The 19,487-nt window shown below is 63.7% G+C and carries 6 protein-coding genes and 3 pseudogenes; 6 read left to right on the top strand and 3 right to left on the bottom strand.

Annotation, left to right across the window (positions count from 1 at the left end):
• On the top strand, positions 1–6,077 hold a 6,077-nt coding region (locus tag A5708_RS14240), incomplete at its 5' end, for a non-ribosomal peptide synthetase (RefSeq protein WP_155766024.1).
• Between the two features lie 38 nt (positions 6,078–6,115).
• Entirely contained in the window at positions 6,116–8,656 is a 2,541-nt protein-coding gene (gene pabB, locus A5708_RS14230; RefSeq protein ID WP_081292959.1) for an aminodeoxychorismate synthase component I, read from the top strand.
• Here the strand turns inward: pabB and A5708_RS14225 are convergent.
• Complete coding sequence (locus tag A5708_RS14225) at positions 8,639–9,517, bottom strand: prephenate dehydrogenase dimerization domain-containing protein (RefSeq protein ID WP_065029246.1); 879 nt, start codon at positions 9,515–9,517, stop codon at positions 8,639–8,641. The two genes, pabB and A5708_RS14225, sit on opposite strands and share 18 nt — an antisense overlap.
• A gap of 78 nt (positions 9,518–9,595) precedes the next feature.
• Positions 9,596–10,342: pseudogene (locus A5708_RS14220) on the bottom strand (class I SAM-dependent methyltransferase).
• A gap of 390 nt (positions 10,343–10,732) precedes the next feature.
• On the opposite strand from A5708_RS14220, the gene pks2 reads away from it, so the two are divergent.
• The 4 genes and pseudogenes from pks2 to A5708_RS14200 form a co-directional block, all read left to right on the top strand.
• Positions 10,733–17,062, top strand: coding sequence for a sulfolipid-1 biosynthesis phthioceranic/hydroxyphthioceranic acid synthase (pks2, locus tag A5708_RS14215; protein WP_196772635.1), 6,330 nt, complete (start codon positions 10,733–10,735; stop codon positions 17,060–17,062).
• A 57-nt stretch (positions 17,063–17,119) separates the two neighbouring features.
• Positions 17,120–18,403 (top strand): cytochrome P450, encoded by a 1,284-nt coding sequence (locus tag A5708_RS14210; RefSeq protein ID WP_065029244.1) that lies wholly within the window; start codon positions 17,120–17,122, stop codon positions 18,401–18,403.
• A complete protein-coding gene (locus A5708_RS14205; protein ID WP_065029243.1) occupies positions 18,381–18,719 on the top strand; it encodes a hemophore-related protein in 339 nt (112 codons plus the stop codon). The genes A5708_RS14210 and A5708_RS14205 overlap by 23 nt, the downstream gene beginning before the upstream one ends.
• A gap of 47 nt (positions 18,720–18,766) precedes the next feature.
• A pseudogene (locus tag A5708_RS14200) lies at positions 18,767–19,195 on the top strand (siderophore-interacting protein); the annotation flags it as partial.
• A 42-nt stretch (positions 19,196–19,237) separates the two neighbouring features.
• Here A5708_RS14200 and A5708_RS28000 read toward each other — a convergent pair.
• Positions 19,238–19,384: pseudogene (locus A5708_RS28000) on the bottom strand (siderophore-interacting protein); the annotation flags it as partial.
• Positions 19,385–19,487 lie beyond the last annotated feature (103 nt).

Genomic DNA, 19,487 nt, shown 5'->3' with positions numbered 1-19,487 from the left:
TGGAGCGGCTCAACCCGACCCGAAGCCTCGCCCATCACCCGCTGGTCCAGGTGGTGTTGGCCTGGCAGAACTTCGCCCGAGAAGACGGCGCGCCCGCCGGGCTGGCGCTGGGTGATCTGCAGGTCACGCCGCTATCCGCGGACACCCAGGTCGCCCGCATGGACCTGACGTTTACGTTGGGCGAACGCTGGAGCCAGGCCGGCGATCCGGCCGGGATCGGCGGGTCGGTGGAGTTCCGCACGGACGTGTTCGACGCCGCAAGCATCGAAACGCTGATCGCACGGTTGCAGCGGGTGTTGATGGCGCTCACCGCCGACCCCACCCGGTTGTTGTCGTCGGTGGATGTACTCGACGCCGGCGAGCACGCCCGGCTCGATGAGATCGGCAACCGGGCGGCATTGACCCGGACGGTGTCAACCGCGGCGTCGATTCCAGCGGTGTTCGCCGAGCAGGTGGCCCGGACACCGGATGCGATGGCGCTGGTGTGCGGCGGTCGCTCGATGACGTATCGCGAGCTTGATGAGGCGTCGAATCGGTTGGCGCATCTGCTGGCTGATCGTGGCGCGGGGCCGGGACAGACTGTGGCGCTGCTGTTTTCCCGCTGCGCCGAGGCGATCGTGTCGATGTTGGCGGTGCTCAAGACCGGCGCGGCTTACCTGCCGATCGACCCCGCGCATCCCGCGAACCGGATCGGGTTCGTGCTCGAAGATGCCGCACCGATCGCCGCGATCACCACCTCCGAATTGGCCGAGCGGCTCGACGGGCATGAGGTGGTGGTCATCGACGTCGACGACCCCGCTGTTGCCGCCCAGCCCAACACAGCACTACCGGCACCGGCATCCGACGATCTTGCTTACGTGATTTACACCTCGGGCACGACCGGGGTGCCCAAAGGTGTTGCCATCACTCATCACAACGTCACCGAGCTGCTGGGGTCTTTGGATCCGGATCTGGCCGGGCCCGCACAGGTGTGGTCGCAGTGGCACTCCTATAGCTTTGATATCTCGGGCTGGGAGATCTATGGCGCGCTGCTGCATGGTGGGCGCCTGGTGGTGGTGCCCGAGTCGGTGGCAGCCTCACCCGAGTACTTGCATGCCCTGCTGCTCAGCGAGCAGGTCAGCGTCTTATGCCAAACCCCTTCAGCAGTCGGCACATTGCCGCCACAGGGGCTGGAGTCGCTGACCCTGATGGTCGGTGGTGAGGCCTGTCCGGCCGAGCTGGTCGAGCGGTGGGCACCAGGGCGGGTGATGATCAATGAATACGGCCCGACCGAGACCACCATGTGGGTGGCCTTAAGCGCCCCGCTGACAACCGGCTCGGATGCGGTGCCGATCGGTGCGCCGGTGCCCAAGGCGGCCTTCTTCGTACTCGACCAGTGGCTGCAACCCGTACCGGCCGGGGTGGTCGGGGAGTTGTATGTGGCCGGCACCCAGGTCGGCGTCGGCTATCTGCGCCGCGCCGGTTTGACCGCGTCGCGGTTTGTGGCCTGCCCATTCGCCGAGCCGGGAGCGCCAGGCCAACGCATGTATCGCACCGGGGACCTGGTGAAGTGGGGTCCCGATGGGCAGCTGCAGTACCTGGGCCGCGCCGATGAACAGGTCAAGATCCGCGGCTATCGCATCGAACTCGGCGAGATCCGCGCCGCGCTGGCCGCCCTGGATGGGGTGGATCAGGCGGCGGTGATCGCCCGTGAGGACCGCCCCGGCGACAAACGGCTGGTCGGTTACATCACCGGCAGCGCCGACCCGGCCGAGCTTCGCACCCGACTGGCCGAACGGCTGCCGGCCTACATGGTCCCGGCCGCAGTGGTGGTGATCGACGCGCTGCCGTTGACGGTCAACGGCAAACTCAACACCCGGGCCCTGCCCGCACCTGAGTACACCCAAGGTGATCACTACCGCGCCCCGAGTACGCCCACCGAGGAGACCCTGGCCGGCATCTACGCCCAAATACTCGGCCTCGAGCGGGTCGGGGTCGACGACTCCTTCTTCGACCTGGGCGGAGACTCCCTGTCCGCGATGCGGGTGATCGCCGCGATCAACAGCACCCTGAACGCTCACCTTGCGGTGCGCACCTTATTCGATGCGCCCACGGTCGCCAGGCTGGCACCGCGCATCGGAGACGACGGGGCCGGGCGGGAGCCGTTGGTGGCCGTGGAGCGGCCGGCGGTGGTGCCGTTGTCGTTTGCCCAGCAGCGGTTGTGGTTCCTGGACCAGTTGCAGGGGCCCTCGCCGATCTACAACATCCCGGCAGCGTTGCGGCTGAGCGGGCGCCTCGATGCCGAGGCGTTGGGTGCGGCGCTGGCCGATGTGGTGGCCCGCCAGGAGAGCCTGCGGACCCTGTTCGCGGCGCCTGACGGCATACCCCAGCAGATCGTAATGCCTGCCGAGGGCGTCGGTCTCGGTTGGCAGGTTGTGGATGCCACCGGCTGGCCGGAAAGCCGGTTGGGTGAGGCCATCGGCGCGGTGGTGCATCACTCGTTTGATTTGGCGACCGAGATCCCGTTGCTGGCAAGGCTTTTCCGCGTCGCCGAGGACGAGCATGTGCTGGTGGCCGCGGTCCACCATATCGCCGCCGACGGCTGGTCGATCACCCGGCTGGTGGCTGATCTGGGGGTGGCTTATGCCAGCCGGTGTGCGGGGCAGGCCCCGGGTTGGGCGCCATTGGCGGTGCAGTACGTGGATTACACGCTGTGGCAGCGCGCGCACCTGGGTGATCTGGCCGATGCCGACAGCCGCATCGCCGCGCAGCTGGCCTACTGGGAGCAGGAGCTGGCCGGGCTGCCTGAGCGGCTCGCGTTACCCACCGACCGGCCCTACCCGGCGGTGGCCGATTACCGAGGGGCCAGTGTGGCCGTTGAGTGGCCGGCGGAGCTGCAGCAGCAGGTCGCGCGGATGGCCCGCGAGCACAACGCGACCAGCTTCATGGTGATCCAGGCCGCCCTGGCGGTGTTGTTGGCCAAGCTCAGCGCCAGCAGCGATGTGGCGGTGGGGTTCCCGATCGCCGGGCGCCCTGACCCTGTGCTGGATGAGGTGGTGGGGGTTTTCGTCAACACCCTGGTGTTGCGGGTGGAGATGGCCGACGATCCCACGGTCGCTGAGCTGCTGGCTCAGGTGCGCGCGCGCAGCCTGGCCGCATTCGAGCACCAGGATGTGCCCTTCGAGGCGTTGGTGGAGCGGCTCAACCCGATCCGATCGCTGGCCCATCACCCGCTGGTACAGGTGGCGTTGGCCTGGCAGAACTTCTTCCGGGCGGAGAACAACGTCGCCGACTCGGCCTTAGGTGATCTGCAGGTCACGCCACTGCCGGCGGACACCCACACCGCCCGCATGGACCTGACGTTTACGTTGGGCGAGCGCTGGAACCAGGCCGGCGAGGGCGCCGGGATCGGCGGGGTTGTGGAGTTTCGCACCGATGTGTTCGACGCGGCCAGCATCGAGGCGCTGATCGCACGGTTGCAGCGGCTGTTGATGGCGGTGACCGCCGATCCCACACTGCGCCTGTCGTCGGTGGATCTGATGGATGCGGGTGAGCATGCCCGCCTGGATGAGGCCGGCAACCGGGCGGTATTGACCCGGCAGGCGACGGGGGTATCGATACCCGCGCTGTTCGCCGAGCAGGTCGCCCGCATCCCGCTGGCGGTTGCGATCAGCTGCCGCGGTCGCTCGATGACGTATCGGGAGCTCGATGAGGCGTCGAACCGGTTGGCGCATCTGCTGGCCGGCCGGGGCGCGGGCCCGGGACAGTGTGTGGCGCTGCTGTTTTCCCGGTGCGCCGAGGCGATCGTGGCGATGTTGGCGGTGCTCAAGACGGGAGCCGCCTACCTGCCGATCGACCCCGCGTATCCGGCGACCCGGCTCGGGTTCATGCTCGGCGATGCCGCGCCGGTCGCTGCGATCACCACCACCGCGCTCGCCGACCGGCTCGACGGGCATGAGGTGCCGGTCATCGATGTCGACGACCCGCGCATCCAGACGTATCCGCGCACGGGCTTGCCGGCGCCGGCTTCGGATGACATCGCCTACCTGATTTACACCTCCGGGACCACCGGAACGCCCAAAGGCGTGGCCATCACCCACCACAACGTGACCCAGCTGATCGAGTCGGGATATGCCGGCCTGCCGCGCGCGGGAGTGTGGCCGTTGTGTCATTCGCTGGCCTTCGATGTGTCGGCGTGGGAGATCTGGGCTGCGCTGCTAGATGGCGGGCGGCTCGTGGTGGTGCCCGAGTCGGTGGCGGTTTCGCCGGAGGATTTCCACGCCTTGCTGGTTAGCGAACAGGTCAGCGTGATGACTCAGACGCCGTCGGCGTTGGCGCTGTTGTCGGCTGAGGGCTTGGAGTCGATGTCCTTGCAGGTGGCCGGCGAGGCGTGCCCGGCCGACGTGGTGAATCGGTGGGCACCCGGGCGGGTGATGATCAACGGCTACGGGCCGACCGAGACGACCATGGGTGTGGCGAGCAGCGCGCCGCTAATCCCTGGGTCGGATGTGGTGCCGATTGGAACGCCGGTGCAAGGGGCGGCGTTGTTCGTGCTGGATCAGTGGCTGCGACCAGTACCGGCTGGGGTGGTCGGCGAGTTGTATGTGGCTGGCCGCGGTGTGGGCGTCGGCTATGTGCGCCGGGCGGGGTTGACCGCGTCGCGGTTCGTGGCCTGCCCCTTCGCCGGCGCGGAAGCGTCCGGAACACGCATGTATCGCACCGGGGACCTGATGTATTGGGGCGCTGATGGGCAGCTGCAGTATGTGGGGCGCGCCGATGAGCAGGTCAAGATCCGCGGCTATCGCATCGAACTCGGTGAAATCCAGGCCGCGCTGGCCGGTTTGGATGGGGTCGAGCAGGCGGCGGTGATCGCCCGCGAGGACCGCGCCGGCGACAAGCGCCTAGTGGGCTATCTCACGGGCACGGCAGACCCGGCGACGACGCGCGCGAAGCTTGCCGAGCGGCTCCCGGCCTATATGGTCCCGGCCGCGGTGGTGGTGTTGGACGCGCTGCCACTAACCTCCAACGGAAAATTGGACACCCGCGCTCTGCCGGCACCCGAATACACCGACGCCGATCGCTACCGCCCCCCGAGTACGCCCACCGAGGAGATCCTGGCCGGCATCTACGCCCAGGTACTGGGTGTCGAGCGGGTCGGGGTCGACGATTCGTTCTTCGACTTGGGTGGGGATTCGCTGTCGGCGATGCGGGTGATCGCCGCGATCAACACCAGCCTGGACGCGAACCTCCCGGTACGCACGTTATTCCACGCGCCGTCCGTTAGAAGTTTGAGCCAGCAGGTCGGCCAAGATGCCGACGAGGTGGAAGTAGTCCCCGTTGAGTTCCTCAAGGAAGGCACCGGTGTTCCGCTGTTCTGCGTTCATCCCGCGGGTGGGGTGAGCTGGCCGTATCAGGTTCTTGGTAATTACCTGGGCTGCTCGATCATTGGAATTCAACAAACCTCGGCAAATGGCGAGCCTGAACCTGCGTCAATCCGCGATATGGCGAAGAACTATGCCGATCGGATTCAAGGCATTGACCCCACCGGGCCCTATAACCTTCTCGGCTGGTCTTTCGGCGGTGCCGTCGCCCATGAAATCGCCATCGAGCTTCAGCGACGCGGATGCGAAGTCGCGCGCATAGTCCTTCTCGATTCCCAGCCCCGCATGGACAGCAGCGTCACCGCGCCGAACATAGGCGAGGCGGACGTGTTGGGAGACGTCCTTCGGATCTGTCGTATAGATATTCCAGAACAGGATGAGCCGCTTTCCTATGAGCAGGTAGAAGAACTACTTCGCAAACAAGGCATTGTCCAGTTTTCTCAATACAAACAGCTTGTGGATTGGGGTGTTCAAAACCTCAACAACAACGTGGCGTTATATCAAGCCCACGAACCCGATGTCTTCGATGGGGATATAACCATATTTACTGCTGTACGGGATGAGTGCGATCGCAGTTCACCTCTTCTGCAACGTTGGCGACCTTATGTTACTGGCGACATCGCCGTCTACCCGATCGACTGTGGGCATCAAGAAATGATGAGTATCGAATCGCTCATCCTGTATGGCCAACAACTCAAGGTTTTGCTGGAAGCGTAAGGAGGCGTTGTGGTGAAGAAATCACGGGCATTGATTAGGTGGGCAAGGCCATGAAAATCCTTATTGTAGACAACTACGACTCTTTCACCTTCAACCTGTTTCAGCAGATCGCGCTGGTGAATGGACAAGAACCAACGGTCGTCGAAAACGATAAGATAACAATCGATCAGATAAAGGCGCTCGGCCCCGACGCCATTGTGCTATCGCCCGGACCCGGCAATCCGCAGCGAGCCGAGGATTTCGGTGTATGCGCCCAGATCATCCAGGAACTCGACGTACCTACGCTGGGGGTCTGTCTCGGTTATCAAGGAATAGCACATTACAGTGGTGGGACCGTTGTGCACGCACCCGAGCCTCGTCATGGCCGGTCGAGCAACATACGGCACAATGACTCCGCATTGTTCAGCGGTATCCCACAGAACTTTTCGGCAATCCGCTATCACTCCCTCGCCGTAGATACCACCTTGCCTGATCACCTGGAACCACTTGCCTGGACTGCGGATGGGGTGCTAATGGCTCTCCAGCACAAGCACCGCCCCCTGTGGGGCATTCAATTTCATCCGGAGTCGATCTGCACTCAGCATGGTGCGCAGCTGATACGCAACTTTCTCGATCTTGCGGTGGCCTACCATGCTTCCGAGGGGCGGCAAGTCTGCTACACACCTGCCGACGTCGGGAAGCTCAGCCCGGAAGATCCCGATCAACATCGGAAGCTTCGGAACAATGAAAATTATAGAGTGTGCTACCGGAAATTGAACTACTTCTTCGATCCGGAATCAGCGTTCATGCATTTTTATGCCGACAAGGAGTACGCATTCTGGTTGGGCAGTGATCTGGTCGAAAAATCTTTATCGCGGTTCATCTTCATGGGCGCCGCAGACGGTCCTTTTTCTCAAGTTATTCGTTACACCGTCAAGGACCGCTCACTCGCCGTTCACAGCGGCGGTAAGACGACGACCACAAACCAATCCATATTCGACTATCTAAACGAACAGCTCAAGGAATACGGCCAGGCGAGCAAAGAGTTGCCCTTTGATTTCAATTGTGGTTTCGCCGGCTATTTCGGCTATGAGCTGAAGGCCGACACGGGGGGGCATCTGGTACACGAATCCACGCTGCCGGACGCCATGTTCATTTTCTGTGATCGCTTGATGGCTTTCGACCAGATCGAAGCAACAACCTATCTCGTAGCCTTCGTGCCAGAGTCGGAAATCCAGGCCGCCGAAGATTGGTTTGACCGCGTAGCATCAGAATTGCGGATACTGCCGGCGCCTACCGGCAAGATTTATACAGCACGCGACAAGCTGAAGTTAAAGCTTACCCGACCCTATGAGACCTACATCGCGGACATCAAGCAGTGTTTGAGTGAGATCACCGAAGGCGAGAGCTACGAAATCTGCCTGACCAATCAGCTACATACCGATCCTATCGAGCAGCCGCTGAATCTGTATCGCATTCTGCGTCGCGCCAATCCGGCGCCGTATGCTTCGTACCTCCACTTCGGCGATTTCTCGGTTCTCAGCTCCTCGCCAGAGCAATTCCTGCGCGTGGACCGCAACGGCTGGGTGAGCACCAAGCCGATCAAGGGCACGGCTGCGCGACATCCGGACAAACGAATCGATGAAAGAGCACGAAATGCGCTCGGCAAGAACGAGAAGGACAGCTCCGAGAACCTAATGATCGTAGATCTGTTGCGCAACGATCTGGGTCGAGTATGCGCGGTGGGCACCGTTCACGTGCCCAAGCTGATGGCTGTCGAATCCTACGAAACAGTGCATCAATTGGTCAGCACGGTTCGTGGCTTGTTAAAGGAAGAAAACACGGCAGTCGACTGTATACGTGCCGCCTTTCCGGGCGGCTCGATGACCGGCGCACCAAAGATCCGTACGCTGGAGATTATTGACCGCCTGGAGTCGGAAGCGAGGGGCGTCTATTCCGGATCTATCGGTTTTATTGGCCTGGGCGGAGGAGCGGACCTTAACATTGTCATTCGCACCGCGGTCTGCACGCCGCATGCCACATCCATCGGCATTGGAGGCGCGATCGTCGCTTTGTCTGATGCCGAAGAGGAATTCGAGGAAATTCTACTCAAGGGCAGAGCCCTCATCAATGCCATCGTATACGAGGAATTTGGCGAGTTCGGCCACTCACACTTCGAGATCGATGGAATACCCCCAGGAAAGCTAGAGTCCCTGCCGCCACTACCCGCTAAGTTGGCAGAGTATACCAATGGGGAACTTGATCAAATCGCCGCGGGAGCGAAACTGCTGGAGAACTGGGAGTCGTATATGTCTGATATTGGGCTCTACCGTCAACAGATCGATGCCTTGGATGAAGAGATCATCAGGGCGCTGGGGAAGCGCTTTGAGGTGGTGCGAAACGTCGGCAAGTTTAAAGCCAACACAGGCTTGGCCGTTATGCAGCCGGACCGTATTGAGCAGATAATGAGCCGCTGCACCGTACTGGGTAACCAGTACGGTGTGCAACCTGAATTCCTGTACGAAATGTACGACCTGATCATCAGGCAAAGCTGCCACCTGGAAGAAAAATCGCCTAACACTCTAGATTTGGCGGAATAGCTTCTGTGTAAGCGAATTCAGAACTGGCAAAATTGGTGTAACTGCGGATTCACCTGCGGTCACGATACGGTGAAATGCGTCACGGTCCCCGTTTCGACTGATTGACTCTATATTCTGGAGCGCCTGGATAAGGGTTATACGCGCTTCCGAGGCATAGGGATTGGCAGCCTGGATTTCCCAGTAGACGTCGGGATCTTTGTTAAGGATTCGTGCATACAACGTCATGAAGAGTCGATGCGGAGGTGAAGCGATAGGCCATGCCTTCTCCGCGTCATAACCCAACGATGACAAACAATCCCCGAAAGCGATGGCAACCGCATGCGTAAGCGCCTGCGTAACCGCCGTCTGCCGGTCATGCGTGACAACATCCATGCACGTGACACTCGCGCCCCAGTCTCGCAGGTAGGCGCAGAATTCATCACTCTTATCTCCGCCGATTATGGGCACCGCGGCGACGTTTTGGTTACTGAACCCCATGTCGGGGGCGAACATAGGATTGATGCTGAGATGCTGGAGATCTTTGCGACGAGCCCCGATAATGCTCGCGACCGGTGTCTTTATCGACAGTGTGTCCACAAACAGGCTTCCCGGCAGAGCGATATCGGCCAGGAGGCCGATGCCGCGAACTAGCACCGTCTCAGGCACACAAAACAACAACAGGTCGCAGGTACTCGCGAGGCTCCTTAACTCCTCCGAAGGCTTACCGAGGTCGCAGGAAACGTATCGGCCGCAGCGGACACCGACGGCTGCTTTCTCGGCTAGGTCTGCGCCGGCAACGGGGAGGCCCCTTCCGGTCAGCAAATCCGCAAACAACGCACCGAAGCCGCCGTTTATACCGAGAATCAAAATACGCGAAATCATAAGGCCACAGTCCTATTAACGTGTTAACTGCAACCCGCCAAATGTTACCTGCCATTGTCGCGATGCCGCAGGCTTTCCCTACGCCGATTTGCTAGTTCGCTGGGTGCGACTGGCAACCACCCCCATCGGGACAAACCGTCGGGTGCGGAACTCGACGGTAATCGCCGGGTCGGCATGATAGGCGAGCGCACGCAGCGCCGACGGGCTATACGCACTAACGAGGTGACGAAGCCATCGTGTGCCAGGGGGGCCAAGCGAGTGAACGGCAGCACCACCGCTAGCGCCACAAGGTGGACAGGTGCCGACGGCCTGCGGACGTCGACGATTAACAGCTTATTGGCTGCCCGGGTTCCTTCGGCGAACACCCGGGCGGCTGGTTCAGGCGGCAGGCTACTCAACGACACCGCAAACACCGCAAGGTCGTAGTGCCCCGTCGGGGACGTCGATTGCGGTGGCGTCCATTTCCCGCACCGTGGCGCGTGGGTGACTGCCGAGACCGCTGGCGGCGATATCGGCCACAAACGTGGGTTCGATGTCGGTGACCGCCACCTGAGCAATGGGGTGGTACTCCGGCAGCTTGCGCGACAGCCCGCCGTTGCCGGACCCGAGTTCGAGGATCTTCGGACAAGGAATATCGGCCACCTCACCAAGCGCCAGCCGAGCAAAGATCCCATACGCACCGTAAAACCGTCGGCGTTGCCTGCGGTCGAGTGCGTGGATGACCCTCCGCTTCAGATCGTCGACATCGTCGCGGTCGAGGTATTGCAGCCGGTTGGTCTGCAACCGCCGGTCCAGCCAGGAGGCGTCCGGCCCGCCCCGGGGCATGCTCGCAATGTCGCGGATTACCCGCGAGGCCGCATCTCTGCGTAAAGGCGAAGCCGTCGGTCGCGACGAAAAACTCTGGCGCGGAATGCAATCCGCGTTCGCGGGCCCATTTCGATTGATGATATTCCTGGCGCTACCGGAGCCGCCACTCTGTTTGCCGGTGCCAACCACTCCATGTACGCGCCCCGACTACTCTACCTGGCTTCATAAGCCGGACAACAAGATTGAAACCCATAACGCTCGGACCATGCACCCGGGCGAGGCCGTCTACGGCCCTGGTCAGAAATAAGTCAGAAAAGCTAAGTAGTGCCTAGTGCACCGAACTGTTCGCAACTTGCCAAGCGAAAATTTGGAGGACTGGTGAGTACCAATCCGTTCGACGACGACGTTATGCAACGCCCGCCTTCGACCGCTTCTCGGCTCCCAATCGGTGCCACACCTGTCACTCCTGTTGCCGTGATCGGCATGGCTTGCCGGTTACCCGGAGCCATCGACTCCCCGGAGGAATTGTGGGAGGCGTTGTTGCGCGGCGACGACCTGGTCACCGAGATTCCGCCCGACCGCTGGGACGCCGACGAATACTACGATCCCGAGCCGGGTGTGCCGGGCCGCTCGGTATCCCGGTGGGGCGCATTCATCGACGACGTCGCCGGCTTCGATCCCGAGTTCTTCGGAATCAACGAGCGGGAAGCGACCGCGATGGATCCGCAACACCGGTTGCTTTTGGAGACCTCATGGGAGGCCATGGAACACGCCGGTCTGACGCGGGAGCGAATCGCCGACTCGCTGACCGGCGTGTTCATGGGATTGACGCATGGCGACTACCAATTGCTGGCCGCCGACGCGCACTCCGTGGAAGGGGCATACGGCTTTTCCGGCAACAGCTTTAGCCTGGCCTCGGGGCGCATCGCCTATGCGCTGGGGGTCCACGGTCCCGCATTGACGGTGGACACCGCATGTTCCTCCGGGCTGGCCGCGATACACCTGGCATGCCGCAGCCTGCACGAGGGCGAGAGCGACCTTGCCCTGGCCGGCGGCGCCACGCTGGCGTTGGACCCGCGGAAATTTTCCGCGGGGTCAGCCGAGGGCATGCTGTCGCCGACCGGACGTTGCCACGCCTTCGACGTCGCGGCCGACGGGTTCGTGGGCGGAGAGGGCAGCGTCATGCTGCTACTCAAGCGCCTGTCCGACGCGCTACGAGACGGTGATCGGATTCTGGCTGTGGTGCGCGGGACGGCGGCCAACCAGGACGGTCATACCGTCAATATCGCGACACCGTCGAAGACCGCGCAGACCGCCGTGTATCAGGCGGCGTTAGCCGCCGCAAGCGTGGACGCCCGCACGGTCGGCATGGTCGAGGCCCACGGGCCCGGCACCCCGGTGGGTGACCCGATCGAATACGCCAGCCTGGCCAACGTCTACGGCATCGACGGCCCGTGCGCGCTGGCGTCGGTGAAGACCAACTTCGGCCATGCGCAGGCGGCCTCCGGCGCGCTCGGGATGATGAAGGCGATCCTCGCGCTGCAGCACGGTGTGGTCCCCCGGAATCTGCACTTCACCCGGCTTCCCGATGACCTTGCCAAGATCGATACGAAACTCTTTGTGCCGCAGGAGACCACACCGTGGGTCACCAACGGGCACCACCCACGGCGGGCGGCGGTCTCGTCGTACGGGCTGTCGGGAACCAACGTACACGCCATCTTGGAACAAGCACCCGAACAGACTTCTGAAGCCGTTGTGCCCGAACGTATCTCAACTGAGCCGTCGACGACGGCGACACTGTTGTTCCCACTGTCGTCCACCTCGGCCGATGAACTGCGCCGCAGCGCCGGCCGGTTGGCCGACTGGGTGCGAGCACACGACGATCTGGCGCTGCCTGATCTGGCCTATACGCTGGCGCGTCGGCGCGCGCACCGCCCGGTACGCACCGCCGTCATCGCAGGCAACCGGCCCGAGCTCGCAGAGGCATTGCGCGAGGTTGCCGACGGCGATACCCCTTATCCGGCCGCGGTCGGACAGGACGACCGTGGACCGGTTTGGGTGTTCTCCGGGCAGGGTTCGCAATGGGCTGCGATGGGCGCAGACCTGTTGGCGACCGAACCGGTGTTCGCCGCCACCGTCGCGCAGGCCGAGCCCGTGATCGCCCACGAGTCCGGGTTTTCAGTGACCGAGGCGATATCGGCGCCGCAGATCGTGACCGGTCAAGACCGGATCCAGCCGACACTGTTCACCATGCAGGTCGCGCTGGCGGCCACCATGAGATCCCACGGCGTCCGCCCCGGCGCGGTCATCGGGCACTCCCTCGGCGAGGCCGCCGCGGCTGTCGTCGCCGGTGCACTGTCGCTGGAAGACGGACTGCGTGTGATCTGCCGCCGCTCACGGCTGATGTTCCGCGTCGCCGGTACCGGTGCCACGGCATCGGTGGAATTGCCTGCACAGCAAGTGCTTTCGGAGCTAACGGCCCGCGGTATCAGCGACGTTGTGGTGGCCGTGGTGGCCTCGCCGCAGTCCACCGTGATTGCCGGCGCCGCGCAAACGGTTCGCGACCTGGTCGCGGCATGGGAGCAGCGTGATGTGATGGCCCGCGAGGTCCCCACCGATGTCGCCTTCCATTCGCCACAAGTCGATCCGATCATGGACGAGCTGACCGAGGCACTCGCAGAGATCAGCCCGATGACACCGGAAGTTCCCTTCTACTCGGCGACCCTGTTCGACCCGCGCGAGCAACCGGTGTGCGACGCCCGGTACTGGGCGAACAACATGCGCCGAATGGTGCGGTTCGCCACGGCTGTGCAGGCCGCTTTGGAGGACGGCTACCGGGTCTTTGCCGAGCTGGCGCCACACCCGCTACTCGTCCGCGCTCTCGAGCAGACCGCCCGCAGCCGCGAGATGCCGATGGCCGCTCTGGCCGGTATGCGCCGTGAACAGGCGCTTCCCCACGGACTGCGTGGGTTTGTGGCGGATCTACACAGTGCGGGCGCCGCGGTCGATTTCTCCATGCTCTACCCGAGTGGACGCCTGGTGGACGCGCCGCTGCCGACCTGGACGCACCGTCGGCTGTGGTTGAGCGGGGGCGGTCAGGAAGCCCCAACGCATGGCGGTTGCACCGTTTCGGTACATCCGCTGCTGGGCTCGCACGTGCACTTGCACGAGGAGCCTGAGCGCCACTTGTGGCAGGCCGAGGTCGGCACCGCCGCCCAGCCCTGGCTCGCCGACCACCAGATCCGCAATGTGGTCGTGCTTCCGGGAGCCGCGTACTGCGAGATGGCGCTAGCGGCCGCGCGCACTGTGCTGGGCGAGCCGGCTGAGGTTCGCGACATCCGCTTCGAGCAGGCGCTGCTGCTGGACGAGCAGACCACGATCGGTGCCTCGGCGTCGTTGTCATCGCCGGGCGTCGTCGACTTCGCCGTGGAGTCGAATCAGGGCGGCGGACAGACGCGGCATGCCGCCGCAGTCCTGCGCGCCGCAGAGGATGAGCAACCACCTGCGTACGACGTGTCCGCGCTACTCGCGGCGCATGCGAGTTGTGATGACGGCGACGAGGTGCGCAAGCGTATGGATCAACGTGGCGTTCAGTACGGTCCCGCGTTCGCCGGGCTGGGCGATGTCCACACCGGTGCGGAGGCGACGGTCCTGGCCGAGGTGGCGCTTCCGCGCCAAATCCGCTCGCAGCAAGCCGCTTACGGCGTCCACCCCGCCCTGCTGGATGCCTGTTTCCAGGCCGTTGAAGCCCATCCGGACGTTCAGGCCCTGGGCGAAGGTGCGCTGGGGCTGGTGTTGGGCATCCGTCGACTTCGCTCGTACAGCGCCGCCCGCAACGTCCACTACTGCTACACACGGGTGACCAAAGCCGATACCTCCGGAGTCGAGGCCGACATCGACGTGCTCGACGAGCACGGGGCGGTCCTGCTGGCCGTTCAGGGGCTGCAAGTGGGCACCAGCGCATCCGAGAGCGGCAATAAAGATCGTGTGCTGGCCGAGCGGCTGTTGACCATCGAATGGCGGCAGCGGGAATTGCCCGAGCCGGACCACGCCGATGCCGGAACCTGGCTGCTGATCGGCACTACCACAAGCGCTGATGTGGTGGCCGGCACGCTGGCCGACGCCCTGAAAAACCTTGGGGCGCACTGCACCACGATGTGCTGGCCGCAGCAGGCCGACCACATCTCGAACGTGGAACAGCTTGGAAACCATTTGCGCGGCGGTGGATTCACCGGTGTGGTGATCCTCACCGGACCGAAAAACGGCGACGCTGACGAACACTGTGCGCGTCTGGGCCGGGACTATGTGCAACATCTGGTGCGCATTACGCGCGAGTTGGCGGACCTCCCCGGCGAATCGCCGCGCTTGTACGTCGTGACCCGCAACGCCCAAACCGTGGTGTCCAACGACGTGCCCAACCTCGAGCAGGCCGGGCTGCGGGGCCTGGTCCGGGTGATCGGCATGGAGCACCCGCATCTGGGCGCCGGCCAGATCGACGTGGACGAATCCACCGACGCCGAGGAGCTGGCACGGCAACTGCTGGCCGGGTCGGAGGAGGACGAGACCGCCTGGCGAAACGGCGCGTGGTACAACGCGCGGTTGTGCCCTGCTCCGTTGCTCCCCGAGGAGCGTCAAACCGCCGTCGCCGACCACGACTGCGACGGGATGCGCCTGCAGATCCGTACGCCCGGTGATCTGGAGTCGCTCGAACTCGTTGCCTGCGACCGTGTTCCACCGGGACCGGGACAGATCGAGGTCGCAGTTAGGGCGTCCAGCATCAACTTCGCCGACGTGCTCGTCGCGTTCGGCCGTTACCCCGCTTTCGAGGGGCGCCTGCCTCAGCTGGGCACCGACTTCGCCGGCGTCGTGACTGCAGTCGGACCAGACGTGACCGAGCACAAGGTCGGAGATCATGTCGGGGGCCTGAGCGCCAACGGGTGCTGGGGTACCTTCCTCACCTGCGACGCGCGCCTGGCTGTTACGCTGCCGGACGGCCTGGCCGACCACCAGGCGGCGGCGGTCACCACGGCGCATGCCACCGCCTATTACGGCCTGCATGAGCTGGCCCGAATCAGCGCCGGTGACCGGGTGCTGATCCACTCCGCGACCGGTGGGGTCGGACAGGCGGCAATCGCCATCGCGCGGGCCGCGGGAGCCGAGATCTTCGCCACCGCCGGCAGCGAGCAACGTCGACAATTATTGCGTGACATGGGCATTGAGCACGTCTACGACTCGCGAAGCGTGGAGTTCGCCGACCTGATACGCCGCGACACCGACGGCTATGGCGTGGACATCGTGCTCAACTCGGTTATCGGCGCCGCCCAGCGCGCGGGGGTCGAATTGCTGGCGTTCGGTGGACGATTCGTCGAGATCGGCAAACGCGACATCTACGGCGACACCCGATTGGGGCTCTTCCCGTTCCGGCGCAACCTGACGTTCTACGCCCTCGACCTGGCGTTGATGTCATTCAGCCACCCGGACAAGCTGCGAGACTTGCTGAGCACGGTGTACCGGCTCACCGCGGACGGCTCGTTGCCGATGCCGGAAAGCACGCACTACCCGCTTGCCGACGCCGCCACCGCAATTCGGGTGATGAGCGGCGCCCAGCACACCGGCAAACTCGTGCTCGATGTCCCGCACACCGGCCGCAGCCGCGTGATGGTGCCGCCGGCGCAGGTCGGGGTCTTCCGTAACGACGGCGCCTACATCATCACCGGCGGGCTGGGAGGCCTGGGGCTGTTCTTGGCCGAGAAGATGGCTTCTCCCGGTTCCGGGACCGGCTGCGGGCGGATAGTCCTGTCCTCGCGCTCGCAACCAACTCCCGAGGCGCTCAAGGTGATCGAGCGCATCAACGGGGCCGGTGCCGACGTCGTCGTGGAATGCGGCGACATAGCCGAGGCCGGGACGGCTCAGCGGTTGGTGGCCGCAGCGACCGCCACCGGACTTCCAGTGCGCGGTGTGCTGCATCTGGCGGCGGTGATCGAGGATGCCACACTGACCAATATCACCGACGAGCTCATCGAGCATGACTGGGCGCCAAAGGTTTACGGTGCATGGAATTTGCACACCGCAACCTCCGGGCAACCGTTGGACTGGTTCTGCTCGTTCTCGTCGGCCGCCGCGCTGGTGGGGTCGCCCGGGCAGGGCGCCTACGCCGCGGCCAACAGTTGGCTGGATGCGTTCACCCGCTGGCGCCGGGCTCGTGGTTTGCCGGCCACCGCGATCGCGTGGGGTGCCTGGGCGCAGATAGGACGCGGCACCGCTCTGGCCGAAGGCGCAGATGTCGCCATAGCTCCCGACGAAGGCGCCTATGCCTTCGAAGCGCTACTGCGCCATGACCGCGCCTGCACCGGCTATGCCCCCATAACGGGGACACCGTGGTTGACCGCTTTCGCTCAACGCAGCCCGTTCGCCGAAGCTTTCCGGTCCAACGGTAAAAACTCAACGGGCACAGCCAAACTGCGTGCCGAACTCGATGAGCTGGCCATGGACGAGTGGCCCACCCGGCTGCGGCGCCTGATCTCCGACCAGGTCAGTCTGATCCTGCGCCGCAACGTCGATCCCGACCGTGCGTTGTCCGAGTACGGCCTCGACTCGCTGGGCGGCCTCGAACTACTGACCCGCATCCAAACCGAAACGGGCGTACGCGTGACGCCCGCCGACATCGCCAGCATCGGCACCATTCGCGGTCTGGCGGACCTGTTGTGCGAAAAGCTGGCGCCCGCGAGCGCCGCCTGAGGCTGAAAGGATTTGAATTATGGGATCTGAATTGTATTGCAGCACAGGGGAGTCGAAATGAGCGGGCTCGAGAACCTCGACTTCTTCACCGAGAAGTCGCTCGTCGATGACCCCTACGACTACTACGACGCGATCCGTCGTTGCCCAGTGTGGCGCGAGCCGGCACACGGCGTGGTGATGGTGTCGGGGTATGACGAGGCCGTCGCCGTGCAACGCGACCACGACAAGACATTCTCGGTATGCAACATAGTCAGCGGACCATGGTCGGGGATTCCAACTAAAACCGATAGCGATGACATCTCGGATGTGATCGAACGGCACCACCACGCGGTGACATTCGGCGACTACTTCATCACGTTTGATCCTCCGAAGCACACCGCACACCGCTCGCTGTTGAGCCGGTTGTTTACGCCGAAGCAGCTGAAGAACAACGAGGACTTCCTGTGGCGTCTTGCCGACGAGCAAATCGACCGCTTCATCGCAAAGGGCAAGTGCGAGATCTTCATCGACTACAATTTCCCGTTCACGCTCGACGCGATTACCGACCTGCTGGACGTACCCGAGGCCGACCGGGAGCGATTCCGCCGCGCTGCGTACGCCAGCAGGCTCGAAGGCGACCGCAGCGGTTTTGTTGGCGTGAAAGAGGAGTGGTTCGTCGATTACATCGAGGATAGGCGGCGCAACCCACGCAACGACGTCCTCACCGAGCTTGCGCTGGCAAAGTTTCCCGACGGTACGACACCCGACGCGATTGACGTTGCCCGCGTTGCCACCTTCATGTACGCCGCCGGCCACGGCACGACGATCGACCTGCTGAGTCTCTCCGTGCTGATGCTGGCGGAGCGACCGGACTTGCAAGAGCAACTGCGCGAGGACAACTCAAAGATCCCCGCCTTTATCGAGGAGATGCTGCGCATCGAAAGCCCGATCAAATCGAATTTCCGGATGGCGCGGCGCAACACCAGGATCGGCGACCTCGATGTGCGAGCCGGTACCAGCGTTCTGGTGATGAACGGTGCGGCAAACCGCGATCCACGACGATTCGACGAGCCCAGCGAATTCCGGCTGGGCCGCCCAAACATATTGCACCACATCGCCTTCGGTCGTGGTATCCACACGTGTCCGGGCGCCCCGATTGCGCGCGCCGAAGTACGGGTGAGCTTGGAACGAATCTTGAACCGGATGGCCGAGATTCGGCTTTCAGAGGCCGAGCATGGTCCCCCGGGCGCTCGCCGGCTCAAATGGGACCGCACGGTGCTGTTCAGGCGCCTCAAGGAATTGCATCTCGAGTTCACACCCATTCAGGAGGTAGCCAAAAATGACCACACTAACGTTGACTAGATTTTTTGCCGGTGCGTGCGGCCTGGCATTGTCGTTGACCGCCGGCGCCGGGCTCGCGTCCGCCGATCGGGATCTGAGCCCGTTCGTCAATACAACCTGCAACTTCGACCAGGTTGAATCGGCGCTGAACGCGGCGGATCCCCAAGCCGCCGCAACATTCAACTCTTCGCCTGAGAGCGTCTCCTTCTTGCGTCAGTTCCTCGCCTCGCCGCCGGGTCAACGCCAGCGGATGGCCCAGATGCTGGCGAGCCAGCCAGGGAATGACCAGCAGTTCGGACTCGTCTTGCGGGTGTTCAGCACCTGCAACAACTACTGAGCAGACCAGCACCAACCTTCGACGACCGCCAACCTTCCGGAGTTTTTGTGGCCACACTCACCGGCGCCTTGCCGCTCATCGGCACGCTGCGCGACGCGGTGTTCCTCTCTGCAACTGTCAGCGAGATCGAAACGCTGACACCAAGAATGCGCCGCATCCGCTTCAGCGGCCCGCGACTGCAGGGACTGACCTGGACGCCAGGTCAGCAGGTCCGGCTGAAGGTCGAGAGTCTGCGTGAATCGTGGTCGAGGATGCACCCGTACCCCGTAGTACGCACGTATTCCATCTACGACGCCGACGCTGACCTCGGCACACTCGACATCGTGATGTTCGACCACGACGGTGACCCGAAGGGAGCGACATCCGCCAGGCGCTGGGCGACGGCCGCCTCCGTCGGAGATCACGCCCATATCACCCGGCCCCAGGGCGATCTCGTCATCCGCCACGACGCGCCCTACCACGTGTTCGCCGGCGAGGTAGGCGATGCCGGGATGGTCGGGCAGTGGAAGGCTGCGCAGGGCCTCGGCGAGCACGGCAGAGTTCGCGGCCGAGGCGTCCCCGCGCTGGACCCGGGTCAGGGGCCGGGCAAGGGGAAGGTGGCCGGCGTCGGTCGCGGCCTCGATCACTCCGTAAACCTCGGCGGTTGAAGGCATAGATCGAAGCATCGCGGCGAACGCGACCGACGCGGTTTCCTCGCCGGCGAACACGTGGTAGGGCGCGTCGTGGCGGATGACGAGATCGCCCTGGGGCCGGGTGATATGGGCGTGA

Origin of the sequence: Mycobacterium colombiense (genome assembly GCF_001672755.1) — a bacterium.
Lineage (GTDB): Bacteria > Actinomycetota > Actinomycetes > Mycobacteriales > Mycobacteriaceae > Mycobacterium > Mycobacterium colombiense_C.
This window is presented reverse-complemented; position numbering and strand designations above follow the sequence as displayed.

Excerpts from the sequence above, each read along its gene's own strand:
- A5708_RS14225 (WP_065029246.1), bottom strand. The coding sequence starts at position 9,517 with ATGATTTCGCGTATTTTGATTCTCGGTATAAACGGCGGCTTCGGTGCG.
- pks2 (WP_196772635.1), top strand. The coding sequence starts at position 10,733 with ATGCAACGCCCGCCTTCGACCGCTTCTCGGCTCCCAATCGGTGCCACA.
- A5708_RS14210 (WP_065029244.1), top strand. The coding sequence starts at position 17,120 with ATGAGCGGGCTCGAGAACCTCGACTTCTTCACCGAGAAGTCGCTCGTC.
- A5708_RS14205 (WP_065029243.1), top strand. The coding sequence starts at position 18,381 with ATGACCACACTAACGTTGACTAGATTTTTTGCCGGTGCGTGCGGCCTG.